The sequence below is a fragment of the Streptomyces tateyamensis genome (assembly GCF_003205575.1).
Lineage (GTDB): Bacteria > Actinomycetota > Actinomycetes > Streptomycetales > Streptomycetaceae > Kitasatospora > Kitasatospora tateyamensis.
Genome location: NZ_PYBW01000108.1, coordinates 32,885 through 46,292, shown reverse-complemented (window position 1 = coordinate 46,292; position 13,408 = coordinate 32,885). Strand labels below are relative to the sequence as shown.

The window sequence follows — 13,408 nt, the reverse complement described above, 5'->3', positions numbered from 1 at the left end:
GCCCCCGATGCTGACCGGCCCTGCGGCCGGCGCCGCTGCTACCCCCGGGCCAGCACCTCGCCGTGCAGCACCGCGAACCAGCCGTCCGGCTCGACCGTCCAGCGCCGCCAGCCCTGTGCGATCGCGGCCAGCTGCGCCTCGGTGGCCAGCCCCGCCGCCAGCGCGGTGCCGGCCAGCCCCGAGGAGGTGGTCCGGTCGGCCCAGGACTCGCCCCACCACAGGCGCTCGCCGGGGGTCGCGAAGGTCCAGCTGGAGCTGGAGGCGGTGACCTCGGTGAAACCGGCCGCCCGGGCCCAGGCGGCCAGCCGCCGCCCGGCGTCCGGCTCGCCGCCGTTGGCCCTGGCGCAGCCGCGGTACAGGGCCAGCCAGTCGGTCAGCTCCGGCAGTTCGGGGTACCAGGTCATCGCCTGGTAGTCGGCATCCCGGGCCGCCAGCACGCCGCCCGGTGCCAGGACCCGGCGCAGCTCGCGCAGCGCGGCCACCGGGTCGGCCAGGTGCTGCAGCAGTTGGTGGGCGTGCACCACGTCGAACTCGCCGGTGGCGTACGGCAGCGCGTACACGTCGCCGACCGCGAACTCGATGCCGGTCAGCCCGCGGTCGGCCGCGTGCTGCTCGGCCTGCGCCACCACCTCGGGCGAGCTGTCCACGGCGACCACTGCGCCGGCCGGCCCGACCAGTTCGGCCAGGTCCGCGGTGATGGTGCCCGGGCCGCAGCCGATGTCCAGTACCCGCTGACCAGGCGTCAGCTCGGGCAGCAGGTAGCCGGCGGAGTTGGCGGCGGTGCGGCTGCGGTGCGAGCGCAGCACGGCCGCGGTGTGGCCGTGGGTGTAGACGGCCTGGGGGTGCTGAGGGTTCGTCATGGCGGGAGCCTAGCCACTGTCTCACCAGTCAAGAAGATCTGTCTTGATCAGTGAGACATAGTTAGGATGGCGGCATGGGAAAGACCTATGAACGGATCGACGGCCGGCTGCGCGCGTTCATCGAGGCCCAGCCGCTCTTCTTCACCGCCTCCGCCCCGCTGGCCGGCGACGGCCACGTGAACGTGTCGCCCAAGGGCCGGGCCGGCACCCTCGTGGTGCTGGACGAACTGACCCTGGCCTACCTCGACTTCGGCGGCAGCACCGCCGAGACCATCGCCCACCTGCGGGAGAACGGCCGGATCACGCTGATGTGGTGCGCCTTCACCGGTCCGCCCACCGTGGTGCGGGTGCACGGGCGCGGGGAGGCGGTGCTGCGCGACGACGCGCGGTTCGCCGAGCTGGTCGCCCGCTTCCCCGCCGGGGCGGACGGGGCCGGGCTGCGCTGCGTGGTGCTGGTGCACGCCGAGCGGGTCAGCGACTCCTGCGGCTTCGCCGTCCCGTTCATGGACTACCGCGAGGACCGCGCGCTGCACGCCGACTACTTCGGCCGCAAGAGCGAGGCGGAGTTCGCCGAGTACTGCGCGAGCAAGCCCTACAACGCCGCCAGCGTGGACGGCCTGCCGGCCCTGCCGCTGCCGCTTCCGCCCCGGCCGTAGCCTTGACCGGGTGACCCGCCCCCACGTGCTGCTCAGTGCCGCGATGTCGATCGACGGCTACCTGGACGACGCCTCGCCCGAGCGCCTGCTGCTCTCCAACCCGGCCGACTTCGACCGGGTGGACGAGCTGCGGGCCGACTGCGACGCGATCCTGGTCGGCTCCACCACCCTGCGCCGGGACAACCCGCGGCTGCTGGTGAACGACCCGGCGCGGCGGGCCGCCCGCCAGGCCGCCGGGCGGCCGGCGTACCCGCTGAAGGTGACGCTCAGCGCGAGCGGCGAACTCGGCCCCGAGCTGCGGTTCTGGCACACCGGGGAGGCGAAGCTGGTGTACACCGGCGCGGCCGCCGCCCTCGGGCTGCGGGCCGCGCTCGGCGGGCTGGCCGAGGTGGTCGCGGTGGACCTCGGCGGCGGGCTCGGGCCGCTGCTGGACGACCTGGGCCGGCGCGGAGTGCGGCGGCTGATGGTGGAGGGCGGCGGCTCGGTGCACACCCAGTTCCTGGCCGAGGGGCTGGCCGACGAGCTCCAGCTGGCGGTGGCCCCGCTGCTGGTCGGCGAGGCCGGCGCGCCCCGGTTCGTCAACCCGGCCGCCTTCCCGGGCGGCAGCACCCGGCGGCTGCGGCTGCTGGAGGCCCGTACCGTCGGGGCGGACGTCGTCCTGCTCCGCTACGCCCCCAAGGAGTCCGCATGACCCGGGAAACCGACCTGGCCTTCCTGACCCGCGCGATCGAGCTCTCCACCCACTGCCCGCCCGCCACCGGCGCCTTCTCGGTCGGCGCGGTGCTGGTCGGCGCGGACGGCGCGGTGCTGGCCGAGGGCTACAGCCGGGAGGGCGACCCGGTGGTGCACGCCGAGGAGTCGGCGCTGGCCAAGCTGCCGGCCGAGGACCCGCGGCTGCGCACCGCCACCCTGTACAGCTCGCTGGAGCCGTGCAGCCGGCGGGCCTCGCGGCCGCACCCGTGCGCGCAGCTGGTGCTGGCGGCGGGGATCCCGCGGGTGGTGGTGGCCTGGCGCGAGCCGGACCTGTTCGTCACCGGCTGCGAGGGGATCGACCTGCTGCGGCAGGCCGGGGTCGAGGTGGTGGAGCTGCCGGAGCTCGCGGCAGCGGCGCGTGAAGTCAACCGGCACCTTTTTGTATTCTGAGGGAACATAACTGGCCGCACCCCTGGAGTCCCCGCATGCCCACCACCGTGCTCCCCGCCCGCGCCCTGCTGCTCGACATGGACGGGACCCTGGTCAACTCCGACGCGGTGGTCGAACGCTGCTGGCGCCGCTGGGCCGACCGCCAAGGCCTGGACGGCGACGCGGTGATGCGCGTGGTGCACGGGCGCCAGGGCCACCTGTCGATGGCGCTGCTCCTGCCGGACCGCCCGATGGAGCAGAACCTGGCGGAGAACCGGGCGATGCTGGCCGAGGAGACCGCGGACGTCGAGGGCGTCGTCGAGGTCCCCGGCGCGGCCGCCTTCCTGGCCGCCCTCGCCGGCCACCCGCACGCCCTGGTCACCTCCGCCGACGAGCGGCTGGCCCGGGTCCGAATGGACGCGGCCGGCCTGCCCTTCCCGGCGCTGGCCGTCACCGCGGAGCAGGTGGGCGCCAGCAAGCCCGACCCGGAGGGCTTCCTCAAGGCCGCCGCCGCGCTGGGCGTCGACCCGGCCGACTGCCTGGTCTTCGAGGACTCCGAGGCCGGCATCGCGGCGGGCCGGGCCGCCGGCATGCGGGTGGTCGGGGTCGGCCCGCGGGCCGCCGCGCACGCCCCCACCGCCCACGTGGCCGACCTGACCGCCATCCGGATCACCTCCGGCGTGGACGGCACCCTGCAGCTCACCCTCTGACCCACACTGGACCGCATGCCACCGCTGGTCCGCACCCGCCGCGCCTACGATCCGCCCGAGCCGGCCGACGGCCACCGCGTCCTGGTCGACCGGCTCTGGCCGCGCGGCCTCGGCAAGGAGGACGCCGCCCTCGGCGAGTGGGCCAAGGACCTTGCCCCCTCCACCGAGCTGCGCCACTTCCTGCACGCCGACCCCGAGGCCCACGCCGCCGAGTTCGCCGCCCGCTACCGCGCCGAACTCGCCACCCCCGAGGCCCGCACCCACCTCACCGCCCTGCGCACCCACCCCGTCCTCACCCTCCTGACGGCCACCAAGAACCCGCACGCCCACCACGTGGCGGTGCTGACGGAGCTGCTGACGGGGGACGAGGGGTAGCGAGCCCGACCTGGCATCAGCACCGTGACGGCAGGACCGGGGATCAGTAGTGGTAGCGGGCAGCGAGGACGATGACGTCCCGGTCGGTGTCCAGATGGACGAGCCGGTGCTCGTCATCGATCCGCCCTGACCAGGCCCCGGCAGGCGGTACTCCAGGGGCTCGGGCTTGCCGATCCCGGTAAACGGATCGCGCATCACGTCCAGCACCGTCACCACGAAGGGGCCGACTCCAACGGGGGCACCGGTCCACCGTTTACGACACCTGACCACCGCTGACCATGCGTCAGAACATCCAGCACCCATCCGGCACGGGGACGACGAAGGGGTCGGGCTCGACAGAGCCCGACCCCTTCTGACGCGCACGTTTGACTCAACGCCTAACATGCAGTAAGCGAACGGCTACACGTTGAAGCGGAACTCCACCACGTCGCCGTCCTGCATGACGTAGTCCTTGCCCTCGATGCGGGTCTTGCCCTTGCTGCGGGCCTCGGGGATGGAGCCGCACTCGACCAGGTCGGCGTAGGAGACGATCTCGGCCTTGATGAAGCCGCGCTGGAAGTCGGTGTGGATGACGCCGGCCGCCTCGGGGGCGGTGGCGCCCTTCTTGATGGTCCAGGCGCGGACTTCCTTGGGACCGGCGGTGAGGTAGGTCTGCAGGCCCAGGGTGGCGAAGCCGACCCGGCCCAGGGTGGCCATGCCGGGCTCCTCCTGGCCCATGGACTGGAGGAGTTCGAGCGCCTCGTCGTCGTCCATGCCGATCAGCTCGGACTCGATCTTCGCGTTCAGGAAGATCGCCTCGGCCGGGGCGACCAGCCCGCGCAGCGTGTCCTTGAAGGCGTCGTCGGTCAGCTCGTCCTCGTCGACGTTGAAGACGTAGAGGAACGGCTTGGTGGTGAGCAGGTGCAGCTCGCGCAGCGGGGCCGCGTCGAAGCCGGTCTCGAAGAGGGTCTTGCCGGACTCCAGCACCTTCTGCGCGGCCTCGACCGCGACCAGGGCGGCCTCCGACTCCTTCTTCAGCCGGGCCTCCTTCTGCAGCCGCGGCAGGACCTTCTCGATGGTCTGCAGGTCGGCCAGGATCAGCTCGGTGTTGATCGTCTCGATGTCGTCCTTGGGCGACACCTTGCCGTCCACGTGGACCACGTCCGGGTCGTGGAAGGCCCGGATGACCTGGCAGATCGCGTCCGACTCGCGGATGTTGGCGAGGAACTTGTTGCCCAGGCCCTCGCCCTCCGAGGCGCCGCGGACGATGCCGGCGATGTCCACGAAGTCCACGGTGGCGGGCAGGATCCGCTCCGACTTGAAGATCTTGGCCAGCACCGCCAGGCGCGGGTCCGGGACGCCGACCACGCCGACGTTCGGCTCGATGGTGGCGAACGGGTAGTTGGCCGCCAGGACGTCGTTCTTGGTCAGGGCGTTGAACAGGGTCGACTTGCCGACGTTCGGCAGGCCGACGATTCCGATCGTGAGCGACATGAAGCGAGATCCCGTGGGCTTGGAGGTCGTGGAGCGGCACCGTACGGGCCGACTGCCGATTCTACGGGCCGCGACTACGGGGCGGCGTCGCCCGGCTCGTCGTCGGCCGGGCAGCCGGTCAGGTCGTCGGTGAGCGGGCGGGCGGCCAGGATCCGGCGGGCCTCGGCGGTGCTCAGGCTGGTCGCGTACCAGGGGACGGACTCGCCGACCCGTTCGCTGATCCGGTGCAGCGCGCAGTTGCGCTCCGCCTCGGGCAGCTGGTCCAGGGCGGGGACGGCGTCCGCGGAGAGGGTGCGCAGGTAGGCGAGGTCGATCCGGCCGCTCGCGCGGTAGCGGTCCACGTTCTGCTGGGCCACCAGCGCGTCCGGCGAGACCAGCCCGTAGACCAGGGCGGCCAGCGCCGCGCTCGCCGCCACCGCGCGCGGCAGCCAGCCGGTCCGCCGGGTCAGCACGGCCACCAGCAGCAGCACGAAGAGCAGCGCCAGCCAGAGTTCCACCCCGGTCACCCAGACCCGCAGCTGGGTCAGCCCGTAGGCGTCCACGTAGTGCCGCATCCGCAGCAGCCCCGCCCCGACCACGCCCAGCGACAGCGCGCAGAGCAGCCCGAGCAGCACCCGCACCGCGGCCCGGTCGCGCCCGGTGGCCCGCGGCGCCCAGCGGTGCGCCACCGCGACCACCACCAGGGTCAGCAGGGTGACCCAGAGCAGCTGCCAGAAGCCCTGGCGGGCGTACTCGGCGTAGGTCAGCCCGGTCTCCTTGATCAGCCGCCGGTAGCCGCCGAAGAGCACCGCCAGCTGCAGCCCGATGAAGGTGGCGAACAGCAGGTCGAGCACGGCCAGCGGCACCGCCCACTCCAGCAGCCGGCGCGGGGTGGCCGGCCTGACCGGCAGCCGGTCGTAGCGGACCGGGGCGGCGGCGGTACGGGCCGCGCCGAGCGCGACGGCCGTACCGCCGAGGAAGACCAGCACCCGCCCGATCAGGTCCCAGCCGAACGGCAACTGCGGGCTGAGCCCGGCGAACAGGTCGCCGAAGGCCGGGTCGGCCGCGGCGAACAGCGAGCCGAAGACGGCCAGCAGGATCGCGGTCGCCAGTACTGCCCGGACGGCGGGCAGCCACCTGGCACGGTCCGGCATCGCGACGGAGCGCACCGCCGCAGCCGCCGCCGGCAGCGAGGGCAGCACCTGCCAGCAGGTGCCGATCCCGCCGAGCAGCACCCCGGCCCAGGTCCGCCCGCCGTGCAGGCCGAGCGAGGCCAGCGCGAGCGCGGCGGTCACCGCCAGCAGGCTGGGCCAGCCGGCGTCGCTGAGCAGCGGCACCGCCAGCAGCGCCAGCGCGCCCAGCGCCCAGAGCGCCGTCCACGGCCGTACCCGTCGCCCGGCGGCCCGGGCGGAGAGGGCGGCGGGCACCGCGGCGGCCACCGCGACCAGCAGCAGGTTGGCGGCGACGGCGCCGTTCAGCAGCACGGCGCTGAGCAGGCCCACCACCAGGGCGGCGAGCAGCACCCGGGGGCCGGGCGCGGGCGCGGGGCGGGCCCGGATCGCCACCACCCAGCCCGGCTGCGGCGGCTTCACCGGGTGCAGCGGCGGGCGGTACCCGTTGAGGGGCGCATCCCAGACGGAGGGCGGGACCTGGCCGGGCACCGGGGACGGAGCCCGGCCGGCCGGCTCCGGGGGCGGCACCTGGTCGGTCGGCGTGGTTTCGGGCATGGCGGTCCCCCAGGCGGCGCGGGAAAAGGGAAGTGACGGGCCGTCGTCCGCACCACAGGTGCGCGGGCCCGCCCACACGATAGGAACCCTAGCGTCATCTTGAACAGGTTCAAAAACACCATCGGGGCCATCTGTCACACGGCTGTGACAGACGACCGCCGGACCCGGAGCCGGGACACGTAAAGCTCTTGACGCTTCATTACCCAAGGTGAGGTTAATCCGACCGTACGTTGAGTGCGTGGAGCAGAGCATCCGTACCCAGCCGCCCGGACCCCGCCCCCGACCGCCGGCCGGCGGCCCGGGGCGCGAGGCCGCCGTACCGGGGCCCGCCGGCCCCCGCGACGCCACCGCCGCCCGGCCGCCCGGCCCGCGCCCCGCCGCGGGGCCGGCCGCGCTGGCCACCCGCCTGCGCCGGCGGCTCGGCCGGGCCGGGGCCAAGCGCTCCGGGCCGCCGACCCGGCTGACCGGGGTGGGCACCGGGGTGGTCTCGGTGGTCGGCACCCTCGGCTTCGCGCTGCTGGACCGGGTGCTGTTCGGCGGCCTCGGGGTGCTGTTCGGCCTGGGCTTCCTCCTGGTCTGCTTCCAGACGGCGGTGCGGGTGCGGCTGGCCGACCTGCCGGCCGCCCCGATCGCCGGGCCGCTCTCCTTCGCGCTCGCGCTGGCGCTGCTCAGCCCGGTCGCGATGGGCGGGCTGGTCGGCCACCTGCTGGCGCTGTGCAGCGGGCTGGCGCTGCGGGCCGGCTGGCTGTTCGCCGGTACCGCGCTGGCCGCGGCCATCGTGGGGGCCCGGTTCGTCGCCCAGCGCCGGATCCGCCGCGCCCGCTGAGCGGGTGGGCAGGCGTCAGTCCCGGCCCGGCCCCGCCCGCCTCAGACCAGCAGCGCCGCCGCCATCGCCGCGCCCACGATCCCCGCGTCGTTGCGCAGCTCGGCCGGCACCACCCTGGCCGCCCGCTCCTTGAGCAGCGGCAGGAACTTCTCGTGCTTGCGGCTGACCCCGCCGCCGACCACGACCAGCTTCGGCCAGAACAGCCGCTCCACCAGGTCCAGGTACTCGTCCAGCCGCTCGGCCCACTCCTCCCAGGTCAGCTGGTGCCGCTCCCGGGCCGCGGAGGAGGCCCGCCGCTCCGCGTCCTTGCCGCGCAGCTCCAGGTGCCCCAGCTCGGTGTTGGGCACCAGGGTGCCGTCCGCGAAGAGCGCGCTGCCGATCCCGGTGCCGAAGGTGAGCACCAGCACCACCCCGTCCTGGTCCCGCCCGGCGCCGAACCGGACCTCGGCCAGCCCGGCCGCGTCCGCGTCGTTGAGCAGCACGCACGGCTGCCCGAGCGCCTGGCTGAACCGCCGCTCGGCGTCCAGGCCGAGCCAGCCCTGGTCCACGTTGGCGGCGGTGCGGGTGTGCCCGTCCAGCACCACACCCGGGTAGGTCAGCCCGACCGGCCCCCGGTAGTCGAAGTGGTCCACCACCTCGCGGACCGTGGCGATCACCGCCTCCGGTGCCGCGGGGTGCGGGGTGAGCACCTTGTGGCGGGGCTGCGCCAGCGCACCCACCGCCAGGTCCACCGGGGCACCCTTGATGCCCGATCCGCCGATGTCCACGCCGAAAACCGCGGTCACGTCACTCCTCCTCGAGTCCCGGCTTCCACCGTAGGCGAGCCGCGGGCTGCGGGCAGCTCGAACGCCGAGGAGAAGTCGGGCCGCCGACGGGACGTCAGGTCGGGAGCGCTCGTCAGGGCTTGGGAGCCGGGATCGGATCGGGGTCCGGGTCAGACCTTGCCGGCCGCCTCGGCCCGCAGGTCGCGGCGCAGCTCCTTGGGCAGCGAGAAGGTGAGCGTCTCCTCGGCGGTGCGGACCACCTCGACATCGCCGAAGCCGCGCTCGGCCAGCCAGGCCAGCACGCCCTGGACCAGGATCTCCGGCACCGAGGCGCCGCTGGTCAGGGCGACCGTGGTGACCCCGTCCAGCCAGGCCTCCTCCAGCTCCTCGGCGAAGTCCACCAGGTGCGCGGCCTTGGCGCCGTACTCCAGGCCGACCTCGACCAGGCGGACCGAGTTGGACGAGTTCTTCGAGCCCACCACGATCAGCAGATCGGCCTCGGGGGCGATCTGCTTGACCACCACCTGGCGGTTCTGGGTGGCGTAGCAGATGTCGTCGCTGGGCGGCGAGACCAGCAGCGGGAAGCGCTTCTTCAGCTCGCCGACGGTGGCCATGGTCTCGTCCACCGAGAGGGTGGTCTGGGAGAGCCAGACGACCTTGGACTCGTCGCGCACCTGGACGTTGGCCACGTCCTCGGCGCCGTCGACCAGGTGGATCCGCTCCGGGGCCTCGCCCATGGTGCCGATCACTTCCTCGTGGCCCTCGTGGCCCACCAGCAGGATGTCGTAGTCCTCGTCCGCGAACCGGACCGCTTCCTTGTGCACCTTGGTGACCAGCGGGCAGGTGGCGTCGATGGTGGCGAGCTTGCCGGCATTCGCCTCGTCGTGCACCGAGGGGGCCACGCCGTGCGCCGAGAAGACCACGATCGAGCCCTCGGGCACCTCCTCCGTCTCCTCGACGAAGATCGCGCCCTGCTTCTCCAGGGTCTGCACGACGTACTTGTTGTGCACGATCTCCTTGCGGACGTAGATCGGCGCCCCGTACTGCTCCAGGGCCTTCTCCACGGCGATGACGGCGCGGTCGACTCCCGCGCAGTAGCCCCGGGGGGCGGCGAGCAGGACGCGGCGCTGAGCGGTGGTCGACATGCCCCCATCGTACGGGCGGCCCGACCGGCGTCGGCAGCCGCGCCGCAACCGCGTCACTTCCGGTGGGAACCGGCACCCGGATGGTCAAATCTGACCCGTGAGCGATCGACCCGCCCCGGCCCCCGCCACCCCGCCGTACACCGCGCTGCACCGCACCCTGAGCCTGCGCGACCTGGTGGTCTACGGCCTGCTCTTCATCGCCCCGATGGCCCCGGTCGGGATCTTCGGGGTGCTGGACGCCAAGAGCCACGGCGCGGTGGCCGCGGTCTACCTGGCCGCCACCGTGGCGATGGGCTTCACCGCCTTCTCCTACGCCCAGATGGTGCGCGCGGTGCCGCTCACCGGCTCGGTCTTCGCCTACGCGCGGGCCGGGCTGGGCGAGCGGGCCGGCTTCGTGGCCGGCTGGATGGCGATGCTGGACTACCTGCTGATCCCCGCGGTGGCCTACCTGTTCTCCGGCATCGCGCTGCACGCGCTGGTGCCGCAGGTCTCCCGCTGGTCCTTCACGGTGCTGGCGGTGCTGGTCACCACCGCGCTCAACCTGGCCGGGGTGCGCACCGCGGCGGTGGTCGGCTTCGCGGTGCTGGCGCTGGAGCTCGCGGTGCTGGCGGTCTTCCTGGTCGCGGCCGTGGTGGTGCTGGCCCGGGACGGCGCGGTCCGCCCGGTGCTCTCGCCGCTGACCGGGGTCGGCGCCGGCGGGGGTGGAGCGGGTGATCTGGGCGCCGTGCTGAGCGCGGTGAGCGTGGCGGTCCTGTCCTACCTGGGCTTCGACGCGATCGCCTCGTTCGTCGAGGAGGCGGTCGGCGCCTCACGCGCGGTGGCCCGCGCGGTGCTGCTCTGCCTGCTGCTGGCCGGCGCGCTCTTCATGGCCCAGACCTACCTGGCCGCGCTGCTCGAACCGCTCACCCCCGAGCAGCTGGCCGAGCAGCCGGCCGCCCAGGGCTCGGCCTTCTACGACACGGTGGAGAGCGGGATCGGGCACTGGCTGCACACCCTGGTGGCGGCCGGCAAGGCGATCGGAGCCGCCTTCGCGGCGCTGGCCGGGCAGGCGGCGGCCGGGCGGCTGCTCTACGCGATGGGCCGCGCGGGCCGGCTGCCGCGCGGGCTCGGCCGGGTCGACCCGGACTCCGGCGTGCCGCGGCGCGCGGTGCTGGTGTCGGCCGTGGTCACGCTGGCCGCCGCGGTCTGGGCGGCCACCCGCGACGACGGGCTGGACAAGCTCACCTCGGTGGTGGACATCGGCGCGCTGACCGCCTTCCTGCTGCTGCACGCCTCGGTGATCGGCTGGTACACCGTCAGGAACGGCTCCCGGGACCGGGTGCGGCACCTGCTGGTCCCGCTGCTGGGCATCGCGGTGATCGTCGCGGTCGTCTACCGGGCCTCGCACACCGCGCAGCTGGTCGGTGCCTGCTGGCTGCTGCTCGGACTCGGAGTGCTGCTGCTTCAGCGGCCCACCGGTGTCGGCGAGCAGCGTTAGCCTCGTAGCCATGGCCAATCCCAGCTCCCCCGAAGCCCCGCTCCCGGTCGGCAAGGTCTCCCAGCTGATCGGCGGGTGGGTGGACCGGCTGGGCGCGGTCTGGGTGGAGGGCCAGATCACCCAGCTCAGCCGCCGGCCCGGGATGCAGTTCCTGACGCTGCGTGACGTGGAGCAGGACGTCTCACTGGGCGTCACCTGCTTCCGCTCGGTGGTCGAGTCGCTGGGCGACACCCTGCACGAGGGCTCCCGGGTGCTGGTGCACGCCAAGCCGGAGTGGTACGCCGCCCGCGGCACCCTGTCGCTGCGGGCCACCGAGATCCGGTTGGTGGGCCTGGGCGAGCTGCTGGCCCGGCTGGAGCAGCTCAAGCGGCGGCTCGGCGGCGAGGGGCTGTTCTCCGCCGACCACAAGAAGCCGCTGCCGTTCCTGCCGCACTGCGTGGGCCTGGTCACCGGCCGGGCCTCGGCCGCCGAGCGGGACGTGCTGGAGGTGGCCCGGCGGCGCTGGCCGCAGGTCCGCTTCGAGGTGCGCAACGTGCTGGTGCAGGGCCCGCAGGCGGCCGGCCAGGTGGCCCGGGCGGTGCGCGAGCTGGACCAGCACCCCGAGGTGGACGTGATCGTGGTGGCCCGCGGCGGCGGCTCGGTCGAGGACCTGCTGCCGTTCTCCGACGAGGAGCTGTGCCGCACCGTCTTCGCCGCCCGCACCCCGGTGGTCAGCGCGATCGGCCACGAGCCGGACCAGCCGCTGCTGGACTGGGTGGCCGACCTGCGGGCCGCCACACCGACCGACGCCGCCAAGCGGGTGGTGCCGGAGGTCGGCGAGGAGCAGGCCCGGGTCCGCCAGCTGCGCGACGCGGCCCGCCGGCTGGTCGCCGACCTGGTGCGGCGCGAGCAGGCGGGGCTGGCGGGGGTGCGCAGCCGCCCGGTGCTGGCCGCCCCGCACCGGCTGCTGGGCGAGCGCGAGCAGGAGCTGGACGGGCTGCGGGACCGGGCCCGGCGCACCCTGGGGCACCGGCTGGACCGGGCCGAGTCGGACCTGGGGCACACGCTGGCCCGGGTGGTGGCGCTCTCCCCGGCGGCCACCCTGGAGCGCGGGTACGCGGTGCTGCAGCAGCCCGACGGGCAGGTGGTGACCGATCCGGCGCAGCTCGCCGAGGGTGCCGCGCTGCACGCCCGGGTGGCCGGCGGCGGCTTCGAGTTGCGGGTCGACCGGCTGCCGGCCCGACCGCAGGAGTGAACACCGGGTTCTGTCGGGGCCAGCCCCTACCCTGGGCGCATGGCTGACCAGGAGAACGCGAGCGCCGAGACCGAGCTGGGCTACGAGCAGGCCCGGGACGCGCTGATGGAGGTGGTCCGCCAGCTGGAGACCGGCGGCACCTCACTGGAGGAGTCGCTGGCGCTCTGGGAGCGCGGCGAGCGGCTGGCCAAGGTCTGCCAGCGCTGGCTGGACGGCGCCCGGGCCCGGCTGGACGCGGCGCTGGCGGCCGAGCAGGAGGGCGGCCCGGAGCCGACGCAGTGATCCCGCGCAGCCGACGCAGCACTAAGTGTGACTATCATCACACCAAGCCCGGGAATGGTTGAAACTTCACTCAAGTTGGAGCATCAGGTGGGCGGCGCCCGGCCGCACACCGCTACCGACTCCCCTTGAGGTGCCCACCATGACCGACACCGCGCTCGTGCTCGACTCCGCCGCCCAGGACCTGCTCTTCCGCGAGGCCCGGACCGCCAACACCTTCACCGACGAGCCGGTCACCGACGAGCAGATCCAGGCGATCTACGAGCTGGTCAAGTACGCCCCGACCGCGTTCAACCAGCAGGCGCTGCGCGTCGTCCTGGTCCGCTCCGCCGAGGCCCGCGAGCGCCTGGTGGCGCACATGGCCGACGGCAACAAGGCCAAGACCCTGGCCGCCCCGCTGGTGGCCGTGCTGGCCGCCGACAACGAGTTCCACCGCGAGCTGCCGGCCCAGTTCCCGGCGTTCCCGCAGGCCAAGGACGTGTTCTTCAGCGAGCGTGCGGCCCGCGAGGGCTCGGCCCGGCTCAACGGCGCGATCCAGGTCGGCTACTTCGTGATCGGCGTGCGGGCCGCCGGCCTGGCCGCCGGCCCGATGACCGGCTTCGACGCCGAGGGCATCAACAAGGAGTTCTTCAGCGACGGCGAGCACTCGGTGCTGGCCGTGGTCAACATCGGCAAGCCGGGCGCGGACGCCTGGTACCCGCGCGGCCCGCGCCTGGCCTACGACGAGGTCGTCACCACCGTCTGACCTGCGCCGCCCGCACACGCGTGAGGGCCCGGCCCC

Annotated in this window: 15 protein-coding genes and 1 pseudogene; 10 read left to right on the top strand and 6 right to left on the bottom strand. The window is 74.0% G+C overall.

Translation table 11 applies throughout. The features are described 5' to 3' along the window. Positions 1 to 38 precede the first annotated feature (38 nt). On the bottom strand, positions 39 to 860 hold the full coding sequence (locus C7C46_RS26020; protein WP_110672351.1) for a class I SAM-dependent methyltransferase: 822 nt from the start codon (positions 858 to 860) through the stop codon (positions 39 to 41). Positions 861 to 934: 74 nt separating this feature from the next. Between C7C46_RS26020 and C7C46_RS26015 the strand changes: the two genes are divergently transcribed. The 5 genes from C7C46_RS26015 to C7C46_RS25995 are packed head-to-tail and all read left to right on the top strand — an operon-like array spanning position 935 to position 3,723. Next, entirely contained in the window at positions 935 to 1,516 is a 582-nt protein-coding gene (locus tag C7C46_RS26015; RefSeq protein WP_110672350.1) for a pyridoxamine 5'-phosphate oxidase family protein, read from the top strand. Positions 1,517 to 1,526: 10 nt separating this feature from the next. Continuing rightward, complete coding sequence (locus C7C46_RS37590; RefSeq protein ID WP_110672349.1) at positions 1,527 to 2,207, top strand: RibD family protein; 681 nt, start codon at positions 1,527 to 1,529, stop codon at positions 2,205 to 2,207. Next, positions 2,204 to 2,659 carry a cytidine/deoxycytidylate deaminase family protein gene (locus tag C7C46_RS37585; RefSeq protein WP_110672348.1) on the top strand — a complete coding sequence of 152 codons (456 nt, stop codon included), beginning with the start codon at positions 2,204 to 2,206 and terminating at the stop codon, positions 2,657 to 2,659. The genes C7C46_RS37590 and C7C46_RS37585 overlap by 4 nt, the downstream gene beginning before the upstream one ends. A gap of 35 nt (positions 2,660 to 2,694) precedes the next feature. After that, positions 2,695 to 3,348: an HAD-IA family hydrolase gene (locus C7C46_RS26000; protein ID WP_110672347.1), complete on the top strand. Its 654-nt coding sequence runs from the start codon at positions 2,695 to 2,697 to the stop codon at positions 3,346 to 3,348. A gap of 15 nt (positions 3,349 to 3,363) precedes the next feature. After that, positions 3,364 to 3,723, top strand: coding sequence for a DUF488 domain-containing protein (locus C7C46_RS25995; RefSeq protein WP_110672346.1), 360 nt, complete (start codon positions 3,364 to 3,366; stop codon positions 3,721 to 3,723). 43 nt (positions 3,724 to 3,766) lie between these two features. Here C7C46_RS25995 and C7C46_RS36780 read toward each other — a convergent pair. The 3 genes and pseudogenes from C7C46_RS36780 to C7C46_RS25980 form a co-directional block, all read right to left on the bottom strand. Beyond that, positions 3,767 to 3,924, bottom strand: a pseudogene (locus C7C46_RS36780) (Txe/YoeB family addiction module toxin); the annotation flags it as partial. 198 nt (positions 3,925 to 4,122) lie between these two features. Then, a complete protein-coding gene (gene ychF, locus C7C46_RS25985) occupies positions 4,123 to 5,196 on the bottom strand; it encodes a redox-regulated ATPase YchF (RefSeq protein WP_110672345.1) in 1,074 nt (357 codons plus the stop codon). Positions 5,197 to 5,270: 74 nt separating this feature from the next. Then, positions 5,271 to 6,902, bottom strand: coding sequence for a DUF4153 domain-containing protein (locus C7C46_RS25980; RefSeq protein WP_181442521.1), 1,632 nt, complete (start codon positions 6,900 to 6,902; stop codon positions 5,271 to 5,273). Between the two features lie 238 nt (positions 6,903 to 7,140). On the opposite strand from C7C46_RS25980, the gene C7C46_RS25970 reads away from it, so the two are divergent. After that, on the top strand, positions 7,141 to 7,728 hold the full coding sequence (locus C7C46_RS25970; RefSeq protein ID WP_110672343.1) for a DUF6542 domain-containing protein: 588 nt from the start codon (positions 7,141 to 7,143) through the stop codon (positions 7,726 to 7,728). A gap of 41 nt (positions 7,729 to 7,769) precedes the next feature. On the opposite strand, the gene ppgK is transcribed toward C7C46_RS25970, so the two are convergent. After that, positions 7,770 to 8,513, bottom strand: a complete 744-nt coding sequence (gene ppgK / locus C7C46_RS25965; RefSeq protein ID WP_110672342.1) for a polyphosphate--glucose phosphotransferase — start codon at positions 8,511 to 8,513, stop codon at positions 7,770 to 7,772. A gap of 149 nt (positions 8,514 to 8,662) precedes the next feature. Further along, on the bottom strand, positions 8,663 to 9,637 hold the full coding sequence (locus C7C46_RS25960; RefSeq protein WP_110672341.1) for a 4-hydroxy-3-methylbut-2-enyl diphosphate reductase: 975 nt from the start codon (positions 9,635 to 9,637) through the stop codon (positions 8,663 to 8,665). Between the two features lie 97 nt (positions 9,638 to 9,734). Between C7C46_RS25960 and C7C46_RS25955 the strand changes: the two genes are divergently transcribed. The 4 genes from C7C46_RS25955 (at position 9,735) to C7C46_RS25940 (ending at position 13,372) form a co-directional block, all read left to right on the top strand. After that, the gene (locus C7C46_RS25955; RefSeq protein ID WP_245984931.1) at positions 9,735 to 11,114 is read left to right on the top strand and encodes an APC family permease; all 1,380 of its coding nucleotides are present in this window, start codon (positions 9,735 to 9,737) and stop codon (positions 11,112 to 11,114) included. Between the two features lie 10 nt (positions 11,115 to 11,124). Next, the gene (gene xseA / locus C7C46_RS25950) at positions 11,125 to 12,348 is read left to right on the top strand and encodes an exodeoxyribonuclease VII large subunit (RefSeq protein WP_110672340.1); all 1,224 of its coding nucleotides are present in this window, start codon (positions 11,125 to 11,127) and stop codon (positions 12,346 to 12,348) included. A 39-nt stretch (positions 12,349 to 12,387) separates the two neighbouring features. Next, positions 12,388 to 12,630 carry an exodeoxyribonuclease VII small subunit gene (locus C7C46_RS25945; protein ID WP_110672339.1) on the top strand — a complete coding sequence of 81 codons (243 nt, stop codon included), beginning with the start codon at positions 12,388 to 12,390 and terminating at the stop codon, positions 12,628 to 12,630. Positions 12,631 to 12,769: 139 nt separating this feature from the next. Beyond that, the gene (locus C7C46_RS25940) at positions 12,770 to 13,372 is read left to right on the top strand and encodes a malonic semialdehyde reductase (RefSeq protein WP_110672338.1); all 603 of its coding nucleotides are present in this window, start codon (positions 12,770 to 12,772) and stop codon (positions 13,370 to 13,372) included. Positions 13,373 to 13,408: the final 36 nt, after the last annotated feature.

Excerpts from the sequence above, each read along its gene's own strand:
- C7C46_RS26020 (WP_110672351.1), bottom strand. The coding sequence starts at position 860 with ATGACGAACCCTCAGCACCCCCAGGCCGTCTACACCCACGGCCACACC.
- C7C46_RS26015 (WP_110672350.1), top strand. The coding sequence starts at position 935 with ATGGGAAAGACCTATGAACGGATCGACGGCCGGCTGCGCGCGTTCATC.
- C7C46_RS37585 (WP_110672348.1), top strand. The coding sequence starts at position 2,204 with ATGACCCGGGAAACCGACCTGGCCTTCCTGACCCGCGCGATCGAGCTC.
- C7C46_RS26000 (WP_110672347.1), top strand. The coding sequence starts at position 2,695 with ATGCCCACCACCGTGCTCCCCGCCCGCGCCCTGCTGCTCGACATGGAC.
- C7C46_RS25995 (WP_110672346.1), top strand. The coding sequence starts at position 3,364 with ATGCCACCGCTGGTCCGCACCCGCCGCGCCTACGATCCGCCCGAGCCG.
- ychF (WP_110672345.1), bottom strand. The coding sequence starts at position 5,196 with ATGTCGCTCACGATCGGAATCGTCGGCCTGCCGAACGTCGGCAAGTCG.
- C7C46_RS25980 (WP_181442521.1), bottom strand. The coding sequence starts at position 6,902 with ATGCCCGAAACCACGCCGACCGACCAGGTGCCGCCCCCGGAGCCGGCC.
- C7C46_RS25960 (WP_110672341.1), bottom strand. The coding sequence starts at position 9,637 with ATGTCGACCACCGCTCAGCGCCGCGTCCTGCTCGCCGCCCCCCGGGGC.
- xseA (WP_110672340.1), top strand. The coding sequence starts at position 11,125 with ATGGCCAATCCCAGCTCCCCCGAAGCCCCGCTCCCGGTCGGCAAGGTC.
- C7C46_RS25945 (WP_110672339.1), top strand. The coding sequence starts at position 12,388 with ATGGCTGACCAGGAGAACGCGAGCGCCGAGACCGAGCTGGGCTACGAG.
- C7C46_RS25940 (WP_110672338.1), top strand. The coding sequence starts at position 12,770 with ATGACCGACACCGCGCTCGTGCTCGACTCCGCCGCCCAGGACCTGCTC.